This is a genomic window from Vibrio agarivorans (assembly GCF_030409635.1).
Classification (GTDB): Bacteria; Pseudomonadota; Gammaproteobacteria; order Enterobacterales; family Vibrionaceae; genus Vibrio; species Vibrio agarivorans.
Genome location: NZ_JAUFQF010000001.1, coordinates 108,223 through 129,366 on the forward strand (window position 1 = coordinate 108,223; position 21,144 = coordinate 129,366).

A 21,144-nucleotide genomic window follows, 5' to 3' on the forward strand; every position below is an offset into this window, starting at 1 on the left:
AAAAATATAACAAGCTCATTAACGGTTAATGTACAAATGAAGATCATCTTACTGATCTCGTTTCAACGAAAAATGACCGTTCCACAGTGTAAGGGGAACACTTATGTATATTGGTATCGACTTAGGCACATCGGGTGTAAAGTCTATCGCTATGTTAAGCAGTGGCGAAATCGTGGCGACGAAGAGTGTTTCACTCGAAGTATCGCGACCAGCGCCACTTTGGTCAGAGCAGGCGCCACAAGATTGGTGGAATGCGACTTGTGAATCAATTAAAGGCTTAGGTGAGTCTGTTGATTTGAACGAAGTAAAAGCGATTGGGCTTTCTGGTCAAATGCATGGTGCAACGCTTTTAGATGCTGAGGGTGAAGTGCTTCGTCCAGCTATCCTATGGAACGATGGTCGCTGTGAAGCTGAATGTCACGAGCTGGAAAAGTTAGTTCCAGAAAGTCGTGCAATTACTGGCAATATCATGATGCCAGGTTTCACTGCGCCTAAGCTTAAATGGGTGGCGAATCATGAGCCTGAAGTCTTTGCTAAAGTGAAGCAAGTTCTGCTGCCTAAAGATTACCTGCGATTCAAAATGACCGGCGATTACGCCTCTGAGATGTCTGATTCTGCGGGCACATGTTGGTTAGATGTGCGTGCTCGTGATTGGAATGATGAGTTACTTCAAGCGACAGGTCTCACTCGTGAGCAAATGCCAAAACTGTTTGAAGGTAGTGAGGTTACAGGTGTTCTTACTGAAGAGATGGCGAAAGACTGGGGTATGAGCCAAGTTCCAGTCATTGCGGGTGGTGGTGATAACGCTGCCGGTGCGGTCGGCGTGGGCATCACCCAACCGGGTCAAGCGATGTTGTCTTTAGGCACATCAGGTGTTTATTTCGCAGTCAGTGATGGGTTTATCTCGAACCCTGAATCGGCGCTGCATAGTTTCTGTCATGCACTACCAAATACTTGGCATACCATGTCGGTCATTCTGAGCGCAGCTTCATGTCTACAGTGGGTCGCTGATCTCACAGGGTTTGATGATGTGGGTGAGATGATTCAGCAAGTTGAGCAATCAGCGGACAAATCGTCACAAGTGATCTTCTTACCTTACCTATCTGGTGAACGTACGCCGCACAACGATCCAAACTCAAAAGGTGTGTTCTTTGGTATGACGCACTCAACGACCAAGCTAGAGCTTGCTCAAGCCGTGTTGGAAGGGGTTGGCTTTGCGTTTGCTGATGGCTTTGATGCACTGCACGTGACTAAGATGATCCCTGAAGAGGTCTCTCTAATTGGTGGCGGGGCGAGAAGTGAATACTGGCGTCAAATGCTGGCTGACATTGTTGGTTTGCCATTAGTGTACCGCAAAGGTGGTGATGTGGGCCCGGCATTGGGTGCGGCACGTCTCGCACAACTTGCGACACAAGAAGGAGCGGATATTAACGCTATTTGCCCTGTACCAGAGCTGGTTCAACGCCATGAGCCAAATGCCGCACAAGCAGATTACTACAAGGAGAAACGCGCCACTTATCAAGCGCTCTATCCAAAAATTAAGTCGTTGTTCTAAACAGGACTGCTAGCTTGACCCCGCAAATGCGGGGTCTTTTTTTGATTGCGTCGACTCTTTTTCACGAATACTTATTTAGACTGTCATCTTGAACAGGCGTCAGGTCTGAACTTCTGCTATTTATGGTCTACATTAATGACTGGTATGACCAATCAAGGAAGAAGCACGTATCATGTCAGACACACCACGTTTAACCTGTGATATCGATGATAATCAAATAGCCACCGTTACCCTCAACCGAGCAGATAAGCTCAATGCCATTGATATGGCGATGTTTCAGGCGGTAAACCAAACCACCAAGCGCCTAAAAAATGACAAGTCGGTCCGCGCTGTCATTGTCAGGGCTAACGGCAGTGATTTCTGCTCAGGCTTAGATGTGAAATCGCTTTTGACCAATCGAAATGATGCCTTAAAGTTGCTGTTTAAGTGGTGGCCGACGTTACCCAATGACGCTCAACGTTTCTCTATTGGTTGGCGAGAAATACCCTGTCCGGTGATTTTTGCTATCCATGGCCGCTGTTGGGGTGGGGGCTTGCAACTTGCGAGTGGTGGTGATTTTCGCATTGCGAGCTCAGAGGCGAACTTCTCAATAATGGAAGCGAAATGGGGCTTGATACCAGACATGGGAGGAGCATTGGCTTTTAGGGAGTTGATGCGCCAAGACCATACGCTTGAAATGGCGATGACCGCTAAAGTGATTGATGCTGAAACAGCCAAAGAGTATGGCCTACTGACTAAACTTGCCGATGATCCGTATGCGACGGCTTATGATCTAGCATTAGAGTGCATCAACCGTTCACCAGATGTACTCGCGGCAAATAAAAAACTCTACCACCGCACATGGTGGTCAAGCCCTGGAAAAGCGCTGTGTTTAGAAACCTGGTATCAAATTAAAGTTGCCTTGGGTAAGAACCGAGCGATAGCGGCACGTCGAGAGAGAACGCCTGAAGATAAACCGAGCTACACCAAGCGTCAGTTCAAATAGAAAGTATAGGGAAAAATTTTTTGAAAGCTTTTGCTGATGCGATCTGTCCTATTCTTTATCAATAACGGTAAATATGGAGTTCACGGATGAGAGCATTGATTAAACTCTTTAGTGTCTTTGCACTGCTGATGAGTGTTTCAAAAGCGGCAAGTGCGTTTGAACCAGTTTATAGCGACTTCTTTGGTAAGGCGATTAAGGGCTATGATCCTGTTGCCTATTTTACTCAAGGTAAGCCAGTAAAAGGGGATGCTGATTTTGTTTATGAGTGGAATGATGCTAAGTGGTATTTTGCGTCAAAGCAGCATTTAGAGACCTTTATGAGTAACCCGGAGAAATATGCACCTCAATATGGTGGATATTGCGCGTGGGCGGTGAGCAATGGTTACACGGCGAAAATTGATCCTAATGCTTGGCGTATTGTCGATGACAAACTCTATTTGAACTATAACAAGTCCGTTCAGGAAAAGTGGCAGCAGGATATTGCCGGCAATGTTGCCAAAGCCGATAAAAATTGGCCAAGCTTGTTAGCAGAGTAGTCGGTCAGGCGACTTGAACCGTATAAAGAATGCCTTGAAGGAATTCAGGCAATTTAGGTGTCAGCAATGCGATTAGCTGATTAACGAAAAAGGCTAGACACTGAGTGTCTAGCCTTTGCATTAATTATTGCTAACGAATATAGCTAACGAAGTTAAATGTTAGCTGACTTATACGTCGTAAGTTGTAGAAGCCGTGTCGCCGCCTGTACCAGTCCAGTTTGTGTGGAAGAACTCACCACGTGGACGGTCAGTACGCTCGTAAGTGTGAGCACCGAAGTAGTCACGTTGAGCTTGAAGCAGGTTCGCTGGTAGACGAGCAGTTGTGTAACCGTCTAGGAAAGATAGCGCAGAAATCGTACATGGCATTGGGATGCCTGACTCTAGAGATTTCGCTGCTACTTTGCGCCATGCCGCTAGGCTGCCTTGTAGGATGTTTTTGAAGTACTCATCAGAACCTAGGAACGCGATGTCTGGGTTTGCTTCGTACGCATCACGGATGTTGCCAAGGAATGCAGAGCGGATGATACAACCACCACGCCACATTAGCGCTACGTTACCGTAGTTTAAGTCCCAGCCGTTCTCGTTAGACGCTTCGCGCATTAGCATGAAGCCTTGAGCGTAAGAGATGATTTTTGAAGCCAGTAGAGCTTGACGTAGTGCATCAACCCACTCTTGCTTGTCACCTTCAACTGGAGTGATTGTTTTGCCGAATAGAGATTCCGCTTCAACACGTTGGTCTTTCAGTGCAGATAGGCAACGAGAGAATACAGACTCAGAGATAAGCGTTAGAGGAATACCTAGGTCTAGTGCGTTGATACCCGTCCATTTACCAGTACCTTTTTGGCCTGCCGTATCTAGGATCTTCTCTACTAAAGGCTCACCGTCTTCATCTTTGTAGCCAAGGATGTCAGCAGTGATTTCTACTAGATAGCTGTCTAGCTCAGTCTTGTTCCAGTCAGCGAATACCGCTTGCATCTCGTCAGCAGACATACCAAGACCGTCTTTCATGAACTGGTAAGCTTCAGTGATAAGCTGCATGTCGCCGTATTCGATACCGTTGTGTACCATCTTAACGAAGTGACCCGCACCGTCGTTACCAACCCAGTCACAGCAAGGCTCACCAGCGTCAGTTTTTGCAGAGATGCCTTGGAAGATTGGCTTAACCGCTTCCCAAGCTTCAGCCGCGCCGCCTGGCATGATTGAAGGGCCAAAACGTGCGCCTTCTTCACCACCAGAAACACCTGTACCGATGAAGTGAATGCCTTTTTCGCGACAATGAGCAACGCGACGGTTTGTATCAGGGTAGTTGGTGTTACCACCGTCAATGATGATGTCGCCTTCGTCTAAAAGTGGGATTAGGTTGTCGATGAACGCATCAACAACAGCACCAGCACGCACCATGAGCATCACTTTACGTGGTGCTTCTAGTTTTTCTACCAGCTCTTCTAGAGAGTATGCACCAACAATGTTAGTACCCTTTGCTGGGCCTTCTAGGAACTCGTCTACTTTCGCAGCAGTACGGTTGTGAGCAACAACTTTAAAGCCGTTGTCGTTCATGTTTAGGATAAGGTTTTGACCCATTACTGCTAGGCCAATTACACCGATATCACCTTTCATTGTGTCTCTCCAATTAATATATTTGGACGAGCAACCGCTTATGCGATTTTCGCCGCTGCGTCTGAATCTAAATACCACTCTGTTTCACCAGTCTTAGACTGGATCTTAGCCGCTGGATAAGGCAGCTCTGAAGCAGGAGTGTTTTGAATTTCGTGTACGATATCGACTTTGCCAGCACCCAGTACCAGGTAGCTAATACGCTTAGCGGCTTCAAGTACTTTTGCGGTTTTCGATACGCGGATTTGGCCTGACTCTGGATGAGGAGCCGTAATAGCGAGATTTTCATCCGAGTAGTTTGTTTGACCTGGGAATAGCGATGCAGTGTGACCATCGGCACCAACACCCAATAAGATCCAGTCAAAAACAGGTGTGCCATTTTCTGTTGGGATGACTTCAGTCATCTCTTTCGCGAAACGGTCGGCTTCTTGTTGAGGCTCGTTTTCACCACGAATACGGTGGATGTTCTCCGCCGGAAGGTTCACTTTACTGAATAGGAGTGCGTTAGCTTCACCATAGTTGCTTTCTGCATCATCAGGAGCAACACAACGCTCATCACCCCACCAGAAGTGTAGATTTTGCCACTGTATGCTGTTCGCGTAAGCGTCAGTTGCTAACAGTTTAAACAGCATCTTTGGTGTGCTACCACCAGAAAGAGAGATGTGAACAGGGCGGCCTAGCTCACTAAACGACGTCATGTCGTTGGCTAGGCTCTCAACAACCTGCTCTGCAGTTTGAAAGATCTTGTGGTTGATCATAGTTCGCAGTAGTCCGTGTCTGTTAGGTTTTTACATGGGAATCGCCAAGCACGATCGTCGCGATTAAGCAGCGCATCCGCTTCTTTAGGGCCCCATGTACCACAAGCGTAACCAAATAGCGCTTGCGGATCTTGTTTGAAATCGAGGATAGGTTGAACATATTTCCAACACGCTTCAACCGCATCGCTACGAGCAAATAGAGTAGCATCACCGTTGAGAGCATCAAGCAATAGACGCTCGTAAGCGGTAAGCATATGTGTCTCGTGCAGTGATGCGTAATGGAAGTTCATCTTCACTTCTTTGGCTTTAAAGCCAGCGCCTGGCTCTTTCAAGCCAAAGCTCATTTGAATACCTTCATCCGGTTGGATGCGAATAATCAGCTTGTTTTCAGGTGCGTTCTGACCAAATACAGGGTGTGGTGTGTTCTTAAAGTGGATAACCACTTCGGTTACGCGGGTTGGTAGGCGTTTACCTGTGCGAACGTAAAACGGAACACCATTCCAGCGCCAGTTGTTGATGTACGCTTTTAGCCCCACATAGGTTTCTGTACGAGAGTCTTCGGCTACACCATGCTCTTCACGATAACCCGGTAGATGCTCTCCGCGGACGTCCGACGCAGTGTATTGACCCAGTACCAAGTTGTTACGCAGGTCATGCTCTTCAAGAGGCTTGAGACATTGAAGCACTTTCACCACTTCATCACGCATTGAGTCAGCGTTAATTTGGGCTGGTGGCTCCATGCCTACCATAGCTAAAACTTGTAGTAGGTGATTTTGGAACATGTCACGTACTGCACCTGAACCATCGTAGTAACCGCCGCGCTCTTCTACGCCAAGGAATTCTGCGCCCGTGATCTCAACATAGGAGATGTAGTTGCGGTTCCATAGTGGCTCGAACATCGCGTTCGAGAAGCGGAATACCAATAGGTTTTGTACCGTTTCTTTACCAAGGTAGTGGTCGATACGGTATATTTGGTGCTCTTGGAAGTGCTCGTGAATGTCTTTGTCGAGTTGACGAGCAGAAGCGAGGTCATAACCAAACGGTTTTTCAACGATTAGGCGTTTCCAGCCATCCGCTTCGTTATTAAGGCCATGCTCAGCAAGACTTGCAGGAATCACACTGTATAGGCTTGGTGGGGTTGCCAAGTAAAATAGCGTGTTTGCCGAATCGAACTTGTAGTCGTTGCGTAGATCGCTCAGGCGGTCTTTAAGCTTTACGTAATCAGCACTGTCAGCGGTATTAACTGCTTGGTAATGCAAATGTTCAATGAAAGCATCTAGGATAGCAGGCTCAGTTTTCTCCATCTCTTGTAGAGACTTCTTGAGCTTTTCACGGTATGAGTCGTCGCTGTATTCGGTGCGACTGACACCTAAGATGGCAAATGATTGGGGAAGCTGCTTATCTGCGTATAGGTGATAAAGCGCAGGGATCAATTTACGGTACGTTAAGTCACCGGAAGCACCAAAAATAACGATGCAGCTGTTTTCAGGTATTACCATCATCTTTCCTTCATTCAGGGAGGCGAAGAACACTTTTTCTCTTCGTCAGTGTAGGTCATTGTTCATAAACTGCGCGTTTTAAACAACGCAGTAATCACCTAACTTTTCATACCCGTAACCTATCAAGGCGCAGGGTATAGTGACATATGAAATTAGCTATTGATTCAATAGGTAATTTCTATAGTGCCTAAACTGACGTGCTACTTAATAGTGGGCTATTGTCTATGAGAATTTGACACACATCAACCTTTCCAAAGCGTTTTGCATCGATTTGTCGCAAGATCACACATTGCTAAGTAAACGATTGCTTAATGCGTGGAGTGATTTTTGTTCATATCGTGCCCTTTAGTCATTTTTCTAGAACTTTTGCGGTGTACACTAGGGCGAATAAATAGAACGAAAACATGATAAATGAGGAAGATAAATGCAGTTAGTTGTCGATACCCATACCCACACTTATGCCAGCGGCCATGCTTATAGTACATTGAACGAAAATGCAGCAAGTGCCCAACAGAATGGCTTAAAACTCTTTTGCACCACTGACCACGCAGAATCGATGCCGGGTGCGCCTCACTATTGGTTTTTTTCAAATCAAAGAGTGCTGCCCCGTATCATCAACGGTGTTGGCGTTGTTCGTGGGGTTGAAGCAAATATTCTCAATGTCGAGGGTGAGATAGACCTGCACCCGAGTGTTGATCGCAACCTCGACTGGGTGATTGCAAGCTTTCATGAGCCCGTATTCCATCCTGCCAATGTTAGCACTCACACCCAAGCACTGATTAACACCATTAAGTCTGGTCGAGTCGATGCGCTGGGTCATTTGGGTAACCCTAATTTTGACTTTGACTTCGAGTCAGTCATCTACAGCGCGGCGGAACATAACGTGGCGATTGAGATCAACAACACAACACTTGTGGGCAATAACCGAGTAGGCAGTGTTGAGCGTTGTTATGAGATTGCAGAAGTGGCTAAACGCGCAGGTGCTTATCTTACAACCGGCAGTGATGCTCACTATTGCAGCGATGTAGGTAATCTGTCTTTAGTGAACAGCTTGCTCAATCAAGTAGGGATTCCAGCCGAGCAAGTGATCACCTCAAGTGTTCAACGTTTCACTTCGTTTTTGGAGTTGCGTGGCCGCGCAAAAATTGAAGCCTTTGGTACGCTGTAGCACGAGGTTTTTGTAAGTAACTGATAACTTCGAGCCACCCTTGGATATTGGGTAACAAGATGTTAACGTTCATTTGCATTTTATGTGTTTGAGGTAAAATATTGGCGCTCTCGATTTACATTGTAAATTGCCAATATGATTAGAATAAAAGGAAGTTTTATGAAGCACACCGCAGTTGCCGCGTTGTTAGTGATGAGCTTTTCACTCTCGGCAGGTGAGTTTGATCTAAAAGCCAACATGCAAGAGATGCGTTTGTCATTCAAGCAGGCAGCAGAGGCTGCGTCAGTCGATGAGATGCAAGCGCCAATTGCGCAATTGAGTAAATTGATTCAAGCGTCTAAAGGGGCGACCTACCCTGAAGAGAAGTCCCAGCTTTATATGGAAGGGTTCAAGCGTTTGTCTTATTCCGTTGTTGAAGTACAACAGCATTTAACCGACGGCAATTTTGAGCAAGCTCAACAAAGCTTGCGTCAAATCGATGAGCTACGTATTGAATATCACGATAAGCGCAACCCATCGATATGGCAGCGACTATTTGGCAAGGCCTAGATTGTCATTAATGTAATCAATAAATACCCTTAGGCGGGCTGGCATATACTTGGTTTGCGCATATTGCATCGCAATTGCGCCGTAATAGTTACTCTTAATATGCCAGTCGTCTAACACCCTGACTACCTCACCACTTTCTAGCGCATCTGTGATGACAAAATCGTGGAAGATGCCAATTCCCAGCCCTTGCTTGACGCCGGTTAATCGCATTTGTGAATGGTTTACCGCATAGCGTCCATGAACTTCAACTGTTTGAAACTCTTCACCACGAATAAAGCTCCAGAGGTTATCGTTGTTTGTTTCTGCAAGATATAAACAGTCATGAAGGTTGAGGTCGTCGGGATGCATCGGCGTCCCCCTTTGAGTAAGGTATTCTGGGCTTGCGCACAGCACCAAGTCGGTTTTACCCAGCTCTTTTAGTACCAACGCCTCATCCGGCGTATCAGTCAATTTAAACGCAACATCAATACCGTATTTAAATAGATCTATCTCTCCGTCGACGGCACGTAAGTGCAGGTTTATCTCCGGATATTGCTTGAGAAATGGTTCAACGAAAGGTTGCAGTACAGAGTTAAGAAATGCTTCGGGGGCCGCAACCGTCACGGTGCCAGCAGGTTCAGAGTGGTCAATCGTAGAAACCTCGACCGCTTGTTGTGCCGCATTGAGCATCACTATTGCTTGCTCATACACTTTCTGGCCTGAGTCGGTCACTATGAGTTTACGCGTGGTACGTTGGATAAGCTTTACATTCAGCGCTTTTTCAAGCCTTGTCATGAGCTTACTGAGCGCTGATGGCGAGACATCCAGCTTTTTAGCTGCTGCGGTAAAACTCCCTTCTTTTACAATGAGTATGTAAGAAGCGAGATCGGGTAGAAGCGCGATAAGCTTAGCGTTGACCATAATCGGATTCGATGAATTGGCGAAATATAGCGACTAGAATAACACAAACTGAGGGTAGGAATTCAATCATCCTTGGACTAGCTTATTGAGAGTAGGTGATAGGGTGGAGGAAGCGCTTATGAAGGCGTTATACTTGATGGGGATTATTAGTGGTGTATTGCTCAATGTCTCATGGGTTTCAGCCAAAACTCCTGCGATTGATGCCATTGGTTGGCTAGAGGCGGGGAATAAGCAGTGCACGGCCACCATCGTGCGCTCTCATCAAATCGTCACGGCAGCGCACTGTCTTTATGACAATAAAACTCGATCATTCTTTCCTCCTTCTAAAATCCAGTTTTTTGCCGGCTTTGCTTCTGGAGACTACCGACTATCTTCATTTGCTAAAGATTACACGGTTGGTCTTAAGTCACTTCCCAAAGGCGAGTTTGATGAGGCGCTGATATACAACGATTGGGCGGTTATCACGTTAAGTACCGCGGTTGGGTGCAGTATTGATCCCATTGATATCGATAAAGATTCATTCAAGAACACCAGTCTATCCATGTTTGGTTATGGTAATAGTGGCTCGGGAAAACTACTGGCGATGCATGACTGTCAATATGCACTGCCACCGCGCGATAAGACGGGGCTTAGAATCAAAAACTGCGATATTGAGCTAGGATATTCAGGCGGACCATTGTTAAGAAAGAGGTCGAATAAATGGGTGTTGGTGGGTGTGATTTCCGCAGAAGCTGAGGACTCAAAAGGACGCATCCGACAAGTTGCGGTGCCCAATATCGCGTTTAGAAATAAGTTAAAGCCCTCTGCCTGTCGTCGCTACTAACAAGATTACCGGGAGTGAATATTAACAAGCACGAATATTAGCAAGTAAAATGACCCCGTGAAAAACTTGTGAGACTTTTATGAGAATTCAATGAAAGCCTCGTGAGAGTTGAAGCGCATTCTATAAGTGTTCTCAACACAAATGGATGGATTCAACATGTTAAAACTCTCTCAACTTAGTTTATTGGTTTCAACTTCAGCGATAGCCATGTCAGCGTCGTTCACACAAGCGGCTGAACTCGAAATCACCGTCACTAATGCCACCAAAGGCATCTACTTTACACCACTAATCGTGGCTGCCCACAGTGGTGACCTTTATATGTTCCGAACCGGAGAGGCGGCTTCAAGCGAGCTAGAATCGATGGCTGAAGGCGGTGATATATCAGGACTCTCTACAGTGATTGGTAACGCTGGGGGTGTTGTAGTGGAAAACCCTGCCGGTGGAATTCTTGACCCAGGAATGAGTACGACCTTTGATTTAGACAGTGGCTCTATGGGTTACTTATCACTGAGCGCGATGCTTCTGCCAACCAATGACGGCTTTGTTGGATTAGACAGTTGGGTGATTCCAAGTGAAGCCGGCACCTATACGGCGAGCTTATATGGTTACGATGCCGGCACGGAAGCGAACGATGAGTTGGCAGGTAGTATGCCAAATCCACCTTTTATTACCTTTGGCTCTGGTGGTACGGGTGTTGAAGCAAGCGTGACAAATGACAAGGTGCATATTCACCCAGGCAATATTGGTGACAGTAACGCTTCTGGTGGTATCAGTGATTTAGACAATGCCTCGCATCGTTGGTTAAACCCAGTGGCGACCATCACTATTGTTGTGAAGTAAGGGGGGAGATATGAAAAGTCGAATTTTAGTTCTCGCTGGTACTTTAGCGATAATAGCAGGGTGTCATCACAATGATGATGATAATAATGTCAGCGCCTTGAGTGACGAGGCAACGATGCGTTACAGCGTGTCAGTATCAAACCTCACCGTCAATCAACCGATGTCACCTCTGGCGATTTTGACACATACAGGCGACTACAGCTTATTTGAAGTCGGCAGCGCTGCATCGGTTGAACTTGAATACCTTGCGGAGGGTGGAAGCAATGCAGAACTGATTGCATTGATGGAGAGCAATAATGCCATTGAACAAGGGTTATCTGGCAATGGTCTGTTACTACCGGGGGCATCCGACAGAGTTGAGGTGACACTTGACTCGAGTTACCCTTACCTATCTGTAGCGTCAATGCTGGTTAATACCAACGATGCATTCGTGGGGGAAACTGGTATCAGTGTTTCAGGCTTAGCCGTTGGTGAGAGTTATTCAATGAACATGAGTGTATGAGATTCTGGCACGGAAGCGAACGATGAACTCGCAGCAACGATTCCTGGCCCAGCTGGCGGCGGCGAAGGTTTTAATGCCGACCGAAATGATGACGATCGCGTAGCCTTTCATTCAGGTGTGATCTCGCAGGACGATGGTCTGGCAAGTTCGATATTGTCTGCCAACCACCGCTTTTTAAATCCGGGAGCACAGCTTGTGATAACCCGAATCGAGTAATCCAATGAAAGAAATTCCTCTCTACCTCGGTCATGTCACGAGTAGGCAATCTCTAGGGTGGGGAGGAGTCATGGATTATCAGGTGGGAAGTCGTGTCGCAAACATTTTGCTAGTAGAAGACGATGATGATTTGGCGGAACTGATTCAGATGCATATTAAGTTTCAAGGTCATCAAACAGTCAGAGCACGTCACTGCGCAGAAGCGTTAACGTGTTATCAACAACATAGCTTTGATTTGGTTGTGCTCGATAGAGGGCTTCCTGATGGTGATGGGCTCGATATCTGTTATCAGCTTAGGCAGCAAGACGACTGGGTGCCGGTGCTGGTGTTGACGGCACGAGGCAGTGAAATGGAAAAAGTCGAAGGTCTTGAAGCTGGCGTAGACGACTATATTGCTAAGCCTTTTAGTGTGCTTGAGTTTCAGGCAAGAGTACGCAATATTCTAAGGCGAAGGAATGCTGCGCCTAAAACCGATTTAGACACTCAACCGCAAACACCGAACTCGATTCATTTTGGCACCCTAGTGATTATGCCAGATTTACACCGAGTCTCTTTGAATGACCAAGATGTTCCCCTTACTGCCACAGAGTTCTCTCTTTTGGCCTTTTTAGCCAACCGCCCCGGTCGAGTCTATAGTAAAGACGAGCTATTGCAGCATGTTTGGCATACTGACCACGTGGGTTATCATCACACCGTCTGTTCAACCATCAACCGTTTAAGAACCAAGCTCGCACAGCCTGATGAAGCCGCTCAGTTTATTCAGACAGTCTGGGGTGTGGGCTATAAGTTTCAGCCACAAGCGTAGAGGCGACACGTATGGCAATGAGTTTCAAATCGAGATTGGTTGTTTTCACCAGTATCTGGTTCTGTGTTGCTATGTTGGCGATTGTCACTACCTATAACTGGCAACGAGATATTACAGAGCAAGTCACCAAACAGAGTCTACACAAAGATCTCGCAAGTCACATGCGCGATGATAATCCTCTGATGATTGGCACCGACTATAACCCCAAAGCCCTCAAATCGATCTTTCATACCTTAATGCTGATTGGCCCTGATTTTGAGATCTACTTTTTAGACAGTCAGGGTAAGATCACTACGCATGCTGCGCCAGAAGGTGCCCAACTCATGGGGACTGTTGATATTGCGCCAATCAAACGTTTTCTGGCGAATGATAAGTTTCCTATCTTAGGGGATGACCCAAGAAACCCTCACGAGTCGACCGTGTTTTCAGTGGCTGCGATTGAGGAGTTAGGATCTATAGTGGGTTATCTGTATGTGGTGATTGGCAGCACACAACACAGCGTAATCGCAGAATCGATTGTAGGGACACCTTATACCGCACTAACTGTTTTAGTGTTGCTCTCGATTTTAGGCTTTGCTGTCGGGGCGTATTGGTTGGTTAAACGCAGTTTACTCTGCCCTATTCAGAAGGTAACAGAGGAACTTCAGCAGCAAGCCGAACACGAGTTTCGTTTAAGCCCAGACTTTACCCACCAAGTTCCAGAGCTGATTCCAATAGCCGAGTCTTATCAGTTGATGGCCAAGCATATTCAACAACAGTTTCTGTTATTGGAGTATCAAGCCTCGGCTCGAAAACAGAGCCTATTTCAGTTGAGCCATGACTTAAAAACGCCGCTATCTAGTGTGCTGGGTTATTTGGAAACTTGGCGGATGCAACATGGCGAAGAAGATCCCTTTATTGAAGTGGCTTATCGAAACAGCAATAAACTCTCGAGCCAGCTTGAGTCCTTGCTAGACACAGCTAAGAAAGAAGCGGTGGTGCCGAGCTATGAATACCAAGCGGTATCGTTGAACAGATTGCTCGATGAGTGCCAAGAAATGCTGCGAAGTCAGTTTCAACGTAAAGGCATAGAATTAGTGGTCAGTGTTGACCCTGGCACCGCAGTTATCGGTGACAAAGGGTTACTGGAAAGGCTGTTTCTCAATTTGCTGGATAACGCATTGAGGCATAGCCCTCACGGTGAGCGTGTCGAGTGCAATGTTACTGCTGATGCGACATTGAGTAAGATCCAATTTGTCTGTCGAAATGCCATAGATCAGGCTGCACCTTCTGGCTCTCTGGGTATCGGTACGAGAATAGTAAAATCAATATTAATGCTTCACTACAGCGTGTTAGAAACCACGGAAAGTGAGCATAGCTATCAACAGGCCTTCTATTTGAATATGGCTAAGTAGCATCAGCTCAGTTTATCTATGTTAGAGAGCTGCGCGGCAAATTAGTGGGTTTCATCATAGCGTCAGCTCTCCTGCTTATTGATTCATTCGGTTTTACTTGTCTGGTCTTGTGCTTTTTCCTTTTTAGTTTCTTCAAGTAGCGCAGCAAACCCCAACATTGAATTTTTGTATGGCCAATAGTGATGACCAAAACGAATCACTAAGGTTGCCAGAGCCAAAATTAAGGCGGCTAGAGATAACCAAACCACAAACACACCATCTAACTCTTTCATGCCTAAAGTTATGTAGCGGGCAATCGCCATAATGGCGATATAAATAGGGTAGCGAACGGGGATCTTCCCGTGTGCAACGAACTGATGAACCATCGACAGCACTTCAAGGTAAATGAACATCAATAGAATGTCGGTTAACAAGACCGCTTTGTTGACAAATACATGATGGAATTCTTGAAAGATCGCAACAAGTGTCGCTAACGTTATCGCCACCAAAAGCACGGCTTCAATTGTGTGGTAAACCTTGAGAAAGGTCTGGGTAAACCTTTTGGGTAAAGGAGAAGAGTTCACAGTTTTTTTATCCTTAAAAATGAATCCATTACTCTAATTAAAGGTAGCAAACTCCTGTGAGCTTGGTGGTTTAATTGTCGTGCATCTTAGATACAGAAATGATTAATGCCTCAGATTCACTAATGATTTTCCACCTAAAGGGATAATCCTTCTGAAAGTGTTGAATTACACTAGACTTAATTGATAACGAACTGCCTGTGACCCCTATCACATAAAGGCTAAAGTCACTGAGTTCTTGAGTAGGTACTCAAGGCGAAATTAGGAAGGAACAACAATGTCTTCTGCATTTTACCAGCAAATCCAGCAGCAAATTGAAGAAGTTAAAGCTGAAGGTCTTTACAAATCTGAACGTGTGATTACATCTCAGCAGCAAGCTGAAGTGAAGATCTCAACAGGTCAAGAAGTACTAAACTTCTGTGCAAACAACTACCTAGGTCTTGCTAACCACCCTGCACTTATCGAAGCAGGTAAAGCAGGTATGGATGAGCATGGTTTTGGTATGGCTTCAGTACGCTTTATTTGTGGTACTCAAGACATTCACAAAAATCTAGAGCAGAAGCTGTCTACCTTCCTTGGTAAAGAAGATACAATTCTTTACACATCATGTTTCGATGCGAACGCAGGTCTATTTGAGACCATCCTAGGCAAAGAAGATGCAATCATCTCTGATGCTCTAAACCACGCATCGATCATTGACGGTGTTCGTCTGTGTAAAGCAATGCGTTTCCGCTATGCAAACAACGACATGGCTGAGCTTGAGCAACAACTGATTGCGGCTAAAGAAGCCGGTGCTCGTCATATCCTTATCGTAACTGACGGCGTGTTCTCTATGGACGGCGTGGTAGCAAACTTACCGGCAATCTGTGACCTAGCGGACAAATACGGCGCATTAACTATGGTTGATGACTCTCACGCTGTTGGCTTTATGGGCAAAACTGGTGCAGGCACTCACGAGTTCCACGACGTTGTTGATCGTATCGACATCATTACTGGTACGCTTGGTAAAGCAATGGGTGGCGCTTCAGGCGGTTACACTTCAGGTAAGAAAGAAGTGATCGACTGGCTACGTCAACGCTCTCGTCCATACCTATTCTCTAACTCGGTTGCACCTGCAATTGTTAATGCTTCTCTACGTGTTCTAGAGCTTCTAGAAGAGAGTGGCGATCTACGCGAGCGTCTATGGGAAAACTCTGCGCACTTCCGTACTCGTATGGAAGCTGCAGGTTTCACTATGGGTGGTGCGGATCACGCAATCATCCCAATCATGCTAGGTGATGCGAAAGTCGCTGCCGAGTTCGCTGAGCGCGCACTTGAGAAAGGCATCTACGTTGTAGGTTTCTCATTCCCAGTCGTGCCTAAGGGCCAAGCACGTATCCGTACACAGATGTCTGCAGCTCACTCTCCAGAGCAACTTGACCGCGCTATCGATGCCTTCATCGAAGTGGGTAAAGAGATGGGCATCATCTAATTATCTTGATTGCTTGGCTTTCTCACCTTTGTCTGAGGAAGCCAACTATGGTTGAGGTATAAAAGTGATTCTTTGTTCTGCACCGAAAATCGTTAGTGCAGAACAACATTAGGTAAAAAGTATGAAAATCAAAGCACTCTCTAAGCTAAAGCCTGAACAAGGCATCTGGATGACTGAAGTTGAAAAGCCAACGATTGGTCACAACGATCTGCTTATCAAAATCAAGAAAACCGCTATCTGTGGTACTGATGTACACATCTACAACTGGGATGAGTGGTCGCAAAATACCATCCCTGTACCTATGGTTGTTGGTCACGAATATGTAGGTGAAGTCGTTGAAATCGGTCAAGAAGTTCGTGGCTTTGAGATTGGCGATCGCGTTTCAGGTGAAGGCCATATCACTTGTGGTCACTGTCGTAACTGTCGTGGCGGCCGCACTCACCTGTGTCGCAACACGATCGGTGTCGGTGTAAATCGTGAAGGTGCTTTTGCTGAATACCTAGTGATCCCAGCATTTAACGCATTTAAGATCCCTGAAGGTATTTCTGATGATCTTGCATCAATCTTTGACCCGTTCGGTAATGCAGTGCACACGGCGCTGTCTTTCGACCTAGTTGGTGAAGATGTGCTTATCACAGGAGCAGGCCCAATCGGTATCATGGCTGCAGCAGTAGCGAAGCACGTAGGCGCACGCCACGTAGTGATTACCGATGTGAATGAATACCGTCTAGACCTTGCTCGTCAAATGGGTGTGACCCGCGCAGTTAACGTAGCGAAAGAGAACCTGAAAGATGTTATGGCTGAACTTGGCATGACAGAGGGCTTCGATGTGGGTCTTGAAATGTCAGGTGTTCAAGCAGCATTCAGCACGATGCTAGAAACCATGAACCACGGTGGTCGTATCGCTCTACTCGGTATTCCGCCATCAGATATGGGCATCGACTGGAACCAAGTGATCTTTAAAGGCCTTGTTATTAAAGGAATTTACGGGCGCGAAATGTTTGAAACTTGGTACAAGATGGCTTCATTGATCCAATCAGGCCTAGATCTATCACCAATCATCACTCACCACTACAAGATTGAAGACTTCCAAGAAGGCTTCGATGTGATGCGTAGCGGTCAGTCGGGTAAAGTGATTCTTGATTGGGAATAATACTGACTTTCTCGTTTAGATAAGTAACAGCCTCGGTTTTTTAGCCGAGGCTGTTTTATTTTTGTAGTAATACTTGAGTTACGAATCTTTAAATTGGCTACAGCTCAAACTCGCCATCCATTTTCTTAAAAATCCAATCTGGAACTTTATGCCAAGAACCATAATTCGGATCTTTAGAGTGAATCTCTGCGTTTGACTCCCAAGTTGTTTTTCCCTCATCATCTTTGGTTACATGCCAGTAAAGTGTGCTTTGCTGCTTGGTAAGATAGTGGTGCACATCTTTAGCGAATGCTTCGCTTTGGATGAACACGCCAAACTCGACATTGAGAAAATCTGAACGTGGGTCGAAGTTAGATGAGCCGATGTAAGTCAGCTTGTCATCTACGATCAACGTTTTGTTGTGATAGTAAGTGTCAACATGGAAGAAATGGTCTTCGTTGACGGCTTGGTCACGATATTCATGAATATCTACCCCCATGTCCAGCAAGGTTTGACGATGCTGTTTGTAATAAGCAGGGATAAACAGTGAGTCATTGGATGCCGATGAGTTGGTAAACAGGGAGACTTCCGTTCCTTGTTCAGTCAATTGTTCTATAACATCAAATTTATTCTGTGATGGTACAATGTACGGCGTTGAAATCGTCACCTGTTTAGCCGCCTCTAACTCTGTTTTTATCGTGTTTTCGGCACGTGAGCGGAAGTAGGGCTGTTGGTCGTTAAGCTTATCCAATGAGTCAAACACCGGTGTTGCCACGACATCAATCATTTCAAGCGGCTTTAAGCGACGAATGTTGTTTTCAATATCCATTACAACACCAGGGTGTTTGCGTTTAGACTTACTTACTGCCTTGTTAAGTACTTTATATTGTGCTCCCGCTTTCACTTTTATCTGGGTGCTGATAGGTTGGACATGCTCACTATCCCAAAGCGCTTGGTAGTTGTCAGCAAACGGTGTGATGATGTCACCTTTAAATAGGGTGTCCATATCAAAGAAGTTAGCGCTGTCACTGTAGCCAAAATACGCATCACCAATGTTACGACCACCCAATATCATGGTGACATGGTCTACATTAAAGTATTTTTCATGTAAACGGTGATCAAGCGTCTGTTGATTGAGCATAAAATTGGGTGCTCGGCCTAACCAACCCATTTTTCGCGAACCAAACGGGTTAAACAGTTTGATTTGAATATTGTCGTGCTGATCCGCTTCTGCTAGCCACTTTTCGTTGAATACCAGCAAGTCATCAAGAACAATACGAACCTGCACACCACGGTCTGCTGCTTTCACGAGTTCGTCAACCAGCATTAGTCCGACCGTATCTTTGTCCCACGAAAAGTAGGTGAGGTCGATGTTTTGCTGGGCGTGGCGCACCAAGTCAATGCGGCGAGCAAGAGCTTCTGGCGCGCTCGGTAAAAGGTGAACTTGTGCGTTGTATTCTTGGCTTTGCCAATCAGTTTGGAAGTCTTCCTCTACATGAGGGTAAGGGCTGGCACATCCTGTCACCAGTATCGAAAATGCAAGCGCCATCAGCGCATGAAAACGCGAGAAATACATAGTGAGATTCCGAAGGTAAAGTCGATATGAAAGTGGCCAGATAACTGGCCACTTATTGATTGTTGTTTGGTTTGGATTATTGCTGCGGGATTTCGTAATCCAACATGTAATTTAGCATTAGTCCGAGGTCGTTAAGGCCTTGAAGTCGACCATTGCGAAGGTGTGTGTCAGTGGCTTCATTGTGTACTGAGTCCCAATCTAGCTCATGAGAAAACTCACCAGATGAATCAATGAACAACATGTTGTCTTGAGAGGCATTGTATTCATAGTCAGTAAACAACTGCTCGCTAAACCACAGACGAGACATTTCGTTCATTAGCGCTTGATCTTTACTCATCGGGCTCACTTCAGTGCCATCCATTTTGAATGGTTTATTGAAGATAAACGGTAGCTCTGAGCCACTGCATGCACCTGACAAACAAGCTACAGATTTCAGCAAATCACCAATATCTAGATCACCTTCTTGTCCACCAGTGTTGTGCGTCCAAACGTTGAAGCTTGGTTTAAACGCAAAGTGATAAAGCGTTGCTGATGCTTCAGGGTTATTGGCTGCCTTGATCGCTTGGTTGCGAGCAGGACCTTGGAACAACATATCGTTCATGAGCATTTTAAATTGAGCCATGTTCTTGGTTGCTCCGCCAAGTTCGCCCTCTGCCCATGGTGCATAATCAGTCAGCTCAAGTAGGCTATTGTTCATATCTGAATTACCGAGGCCGAAGAACAGTTTCGTCACCGCTTCGTATGCAGATGATGGAAGTAGCTCTAGAATATCACCCAGCTCAATCTGTGCGTTCACTTCGTCCGCTGACATGCCAGAAACCATATCGACTACACGTTGCTGGTTGTCATCTTGTTGCAGCCAAGCTAATAGATTCAGTGCAGTGTTATCTTCCTCGATAGGTTCGAATGTACCGTTATCAATATCTTCTTGAAGCAACTCCAAAATTGTTGGAATCAAGAATGTGAGTGTTGGTAACATGCTCATTGTGTTTGCATCTTTTGCGTTGTTGCCGATAACGGTTGGTACAACGAAGTCACTGTTCACTGGCTGAGACTGAGGATCTTTACAGCCAGATAGCAAACTTGTCTTATGACATTCTAAGTAAGGAGCAAATGGCATAAACTCTGAATTGGGTGTATTGTCCGCACTCGTAAGTACACTTAATTTTCCTAAGAAGTAAGATATAACATCACCAAGCTCGATATCTGTTGTTACTTCATCACTGGAACTTAATAGACCAGTCCAGTCAATATCTAAAGCACCGACATTACGTAGAAGCCAGTATTCGATTTTCTTCAAAGGGTTTAGCATTTCACGCTGCTTATCAATGATAGTATCCAGAGACTCAGGAATCTCTTTGTCTGTCGGCAGTTTGGCAAGTCCTAGATCATCATAACGTGCTTTGCGAGCATCATAACTAGAGTATTCAAAACCATATGGTGTACTTTGCATGATGGCGCGCTCGATATATTCACCATTCAGCTCACCTTGTTCAACTTGTTGTTGAAGAAGAGCAATCGACATAGCACCAGAGCCCTGGCCCATTAGTGTAACGCGATTCTTATCACCACCAAAAGATTCAATATTTTCGTTTATCCACTTTAATAGAGCTTTTTGGTCTCCAATACCGTAGTTACCATTCGTGTTCGCACCTTTCACCCAGCGCGTTCCTAGTAGGCCCAAGCGATAGTTGAAAGAGACATAGATAAACTGATTTCCCTCACTCGCACCTTGCGCGACAACAGTATCCCCTTGAACAAGTGCATTTGAACCTGCACCGTACTCGAAATCACCGCCATGAATGAATACATATACCGGTAGTGCCTCATCAAGATTATTTGAAACTGGACGCCAGATATTCAGGTTCAAGCAATCTTCAGACTGTTCTAATTCTGTTTTCTTGGTTTGAGGGCAAACATCACCAAATACAGTGGCATCAACAAAATCGTTGTCTGCAAGTAATTCGGATAAATCAACAGTCTCACTGTGCTCAAATCGCTCAGCTTCAGCAAACTTGATTCCTTTAAACGCCTCAACATAACCAATTTTGTCATTTTCAGTGTTTGACGTGATCACCAGCGATTCTTTCATCGCTTTTACTGCGGTGTCGCCGATTTGTACGGTGATCTCTTCTGCTGGTGCAGGCACTAACGGCTCTGGATCAGTTGGTAATGGAACGGTTGGATCGCTGTCTACGTTACACCCGGCAAGTACAGTTGTCAGGGCGATAGCGATAAGTGAACGATTTGAAATAGTCATA

At 45.7% G+C, this 21,144-nt stretch carries 18 protein-coding genes and 1 pseudogene; 12 read left to right on the forward strand and 7 right to left on the reverse strand.

Annotation, left to right across the window (positions count from 1 at the left end):
* Positions 1-103 precede the first annotated feature (103 nt).
* The 3 genes from xylB (at position 104) to QWZ05_RS00470 (ending at position 3,076) form a co-directional block, all read left to right on the forward strand.
* The gene (xylB, locus tag QWZ05_RS00460) at positions 104-1,555 is read left to right on the forward strand and encodes a xylulokinase (protein ID WP_290295887.1); all 1,452 of its coding nucleotides are present in this window, start codon (positions 104-106) and stop codon (positions 1,553-1,555) included.
* Between the two features lie 172 nt (positions 1,556-1,727).
* The gene (locus tag QWZ05_RS00465; RefSeq protein ID WP_290295889.1) at positions 1,728-2,540 is read left to right on the forward strand and encodes a crotonase/enoyl-CoA hydratase family protein; all 813 of its coding nucleotides are present in this window, start codon (positions 1,728-1,730) and stop codon (positions 2,538-2,540) included.
* 86 nt (positions 2,541-2,626) lie between these two features.
* Positions 2,627-3,076: a YHS domain-containing (seleno)protein gene (locus QWZ05_RS00470; RefSeq protein ID WP_390216815.1), complete on the forward strand. Its 450-nt coding sequence runs from the start codon at positions 2,627-2,629 to the stop codon at positions 3,074-3,076.
* Positions 3,077-3,244: 168 nt separating this feature from the next.
* Here the strand turns inward: QWZ05_RS00470 and gnd are convergent, their stop codons facing one another.
* The 3 genes from gnd to zwf are packed head-to-tail and all read right to left on the reverse strand — an operon-like array spanning position 3,245 to position 6,947.
* Positions 3,245-4,693, reverse strand: a complete 1,449-nt coding sequence (gene gnd, locus QWZ05_RS00475; protein ID WP_264875831.1) for a decarboxylating NADP(+)-dependent phosphogluconate dehydrogenase — start codon at positions 4,691-4,693, stop codon at positions 3,245-3,247.
* A 38-nt stretch (positions 4,694-4,731) separates the two neighbouring features.
* Positions 4,732-5,448, reverse strand: coding sequence for a 6-phosphogluconolactonase (gene pgl / locus QWZ05_RS00480; RefSeq protein ID WP_290295891.1), 717 nt, complete (start codon positions 5,446-5,448; stop codon positions 4,732-4,734).
* Positions 5,445-6,947 carry a glucose-6-phosphate dehydrogenase gene (gene zwf, locus QWZ05_RS00485; protein WP_290297082.1) on the reverse strand — a complete coding sequence of 501 codons (1,503 nt, stop codon included), beginning with the start codon at positions 6,945-6,947 and terminating at the stop codon, positions 5,445-5,447. Before zwf ends, pgl begins: the two co-directional genes overlap by 4 nt.
* A 424-nt stretch (positions 6,948-7,371) precedes the next feature.
* On the opposite strand from zwf, the gene QWZ05_RS00490 reads away from it, so the two are divergent.
* Positions 7,372-8,115 (forward strand): phosphatase, encoded by a 744-nt coding sequence (locus QWZ05_RS00490; RefSeq protein WP_290295893.1) that lies wholly within the window; start codon positions 7,372-7,374, stop codon positions 8,113-8,115.
* Between the two features lie 159 nt (positions 8,116-8,274).
* Positions 8,275-8,664 carry a cytochrome b562 gene (locus QWZ05_RS00495; RefSeq protein WP_290295895.1) on the forward strand — a complete coding sequence of 130 codons (390 nt, stop codon included), beginning with the start codon at positions 8,275-8,277 and terminating at the stop codon, positions 8,662-8,664.
* Here the strand turns inward: QWZ05_RS00495 and QWZ05_RS00500 are convergent.
* Positions 8,647-9,564, reverse strand: a complete 918-nt coding sequence (locus tag QWZ05_RS00500; protein WP_264875827.1) for a LysR family transcriptional regulator — start codon at positions 9,562-9,564, stop codon at positions 8,647-8,649. The genes QWZ05_RS00495 and QWZ05_RS00500 overlap by 18 nt on opposite strands.
* Positions 9,565-9,682: 118 nt before the next feature.
* Here QWZ05_RS00500 and QWZ05_RS00505 point away from each other — a divergent pair, with 118 nt between their 5' ends.
* The 5 genes and pseudogenes from QWZ05_RS00505 to QWZ05_RS00525 all read left to right on the forward strand — a co-directional run bounded on the left by QWZ05_RS00505 (position 9,683) and on the right by QWZ05_RS00525 (position 14,144).
* Complete coding sequence (locus tag QWZ05_RS00505; protein WP_290295898.1) at positions 9,683-10,387, forward strand: trypsin-like serine peptidase; 705 nt, start codon at positions 9,683-9,685, stop codon at positions 10,385-10,387.
* A 156-nt stretch (positions 10,388-10,543) separates the two neighbouring features.
* Positions 10,544-11,227 carry a spondin domain-containing protein gene (locus QWZ05_RS00510; RefSeq protein ID WP_264875825.1) on the forward strand — a complete coding sequence of 228 codons (684 nt, stop codon included), beginning with the start codon at positions 10,544-10,546 and terminating at the stop codon, positions 11,225-11,227.
* Positions 11,228-11,237: 10 nt separating this feature from the next.
* Positions 11,238-11,945 (forward strand): annotated as a pseudogene (locus tag QWZ05_RS00515) (spondin domain-containing protein).
* Positions 11,946-12,015: 70 nt separating this feature from the next.
* On the forward strand, positions 12,016-12,750 hold the full coding sequence (locus QWZ05_RS00520) for a response regulator transcription factor (protein ID WP_264876235.1): 735 nt from the start codon (positions 12,016-12,018) through the stop codon (positions 12,748-12,750).
* A gap of 17 nt (positions 12,751-12,767) precedes the next feature.
* Entirely contained in the window at positions 12,768-14,144 is a 1,377-nt protein-coding gene (locus QWZ05_RS00525; RefSeq protein ID WP_290297085.1) for a sensor histidine kinase, read from the forward strand.
* 83 nt (positions 14,145-14,227) lie between these two features.
* Here QWZ05_RS00525 and QWZ05_RS00530 read toward each other — a convergent pair whose 3' ends face one another.
* Positions 14,228-14,707, reverse strand: coding sequence for a phosphate-starvation-inducible protein PsiE (locus tag QWZ05_RS00530; protein WP_264875823.1), 480 nt, complete (start codon positions 14,705-14,707; stop codon positions 14,228-14,230).
* A 274-nt stretch (positions 14,708-14,981) separates the two neighbouring features.
* On the opposite strand from QWZ05_RS00530, the gene QWZ05_RS00535 reads away from it, so the two are divergent.
* Positions 14,982-16,175: a glycine C-acetyltransferase gene (locus QWZ05_RS00535; RefSeq protein WP_264875822.1), complete on the forward strand. Its 1,194-nt coding sequence runs from the start codon at positions 14,982-14,984 to the stop codon at positions 16,173-16,175.
* 121 nt (positions 16,176-16,296) lie between these two features.
* The gene (gene tdh, locus QWZ05_RS00540) at positions 16,297-17,328 is read left to right on the forward strand and encodes an L-threonine 3-dehydrogenase (protein WP_264875821.1); all 1,032 of its coding nucleotides are present in this window, start codon (positions 16,297-16,299) and stop codon (positions 17,326-17,328) included.
* 97 nt (positions 17,329-17,425) lie between these two features.
* Here tdh and QWZ05_RS00545 read toward each other — a convergent pair whose 3' ends face one another.
* Together QWZ05_RS00545 and QWZ05_RS00550 are read right to left on the reverse strand one after the other, a co-directional pair.
* Complete coding sequence (locus QWZ05_RS00545; RefSeq protein WP_390216814.1) at positions 17,426-18,883, reverse strand: phospholipase D family protein; 1,458 nt, start codon at positions 18,881-18,883, stop codon at positions 17,426-17,428.
* A 76-nt stretch (positions 18,884-18,959) separates the two neighbouring features.
* Positions 18,960-21,143 carry a carboxylesterase family protein gene (locus QWZ05_RS00550; protein WP_290295902.1) on the reverse strand — a complete coding sequence of 728 codons (2,184 nt, stop codon included), beginning with the start codon at positions 21,141-21,143 and terminating at the stop codon, positions 18,960-18,962.
* Position 21,144 lies beyond the last annotated feature (1 nt).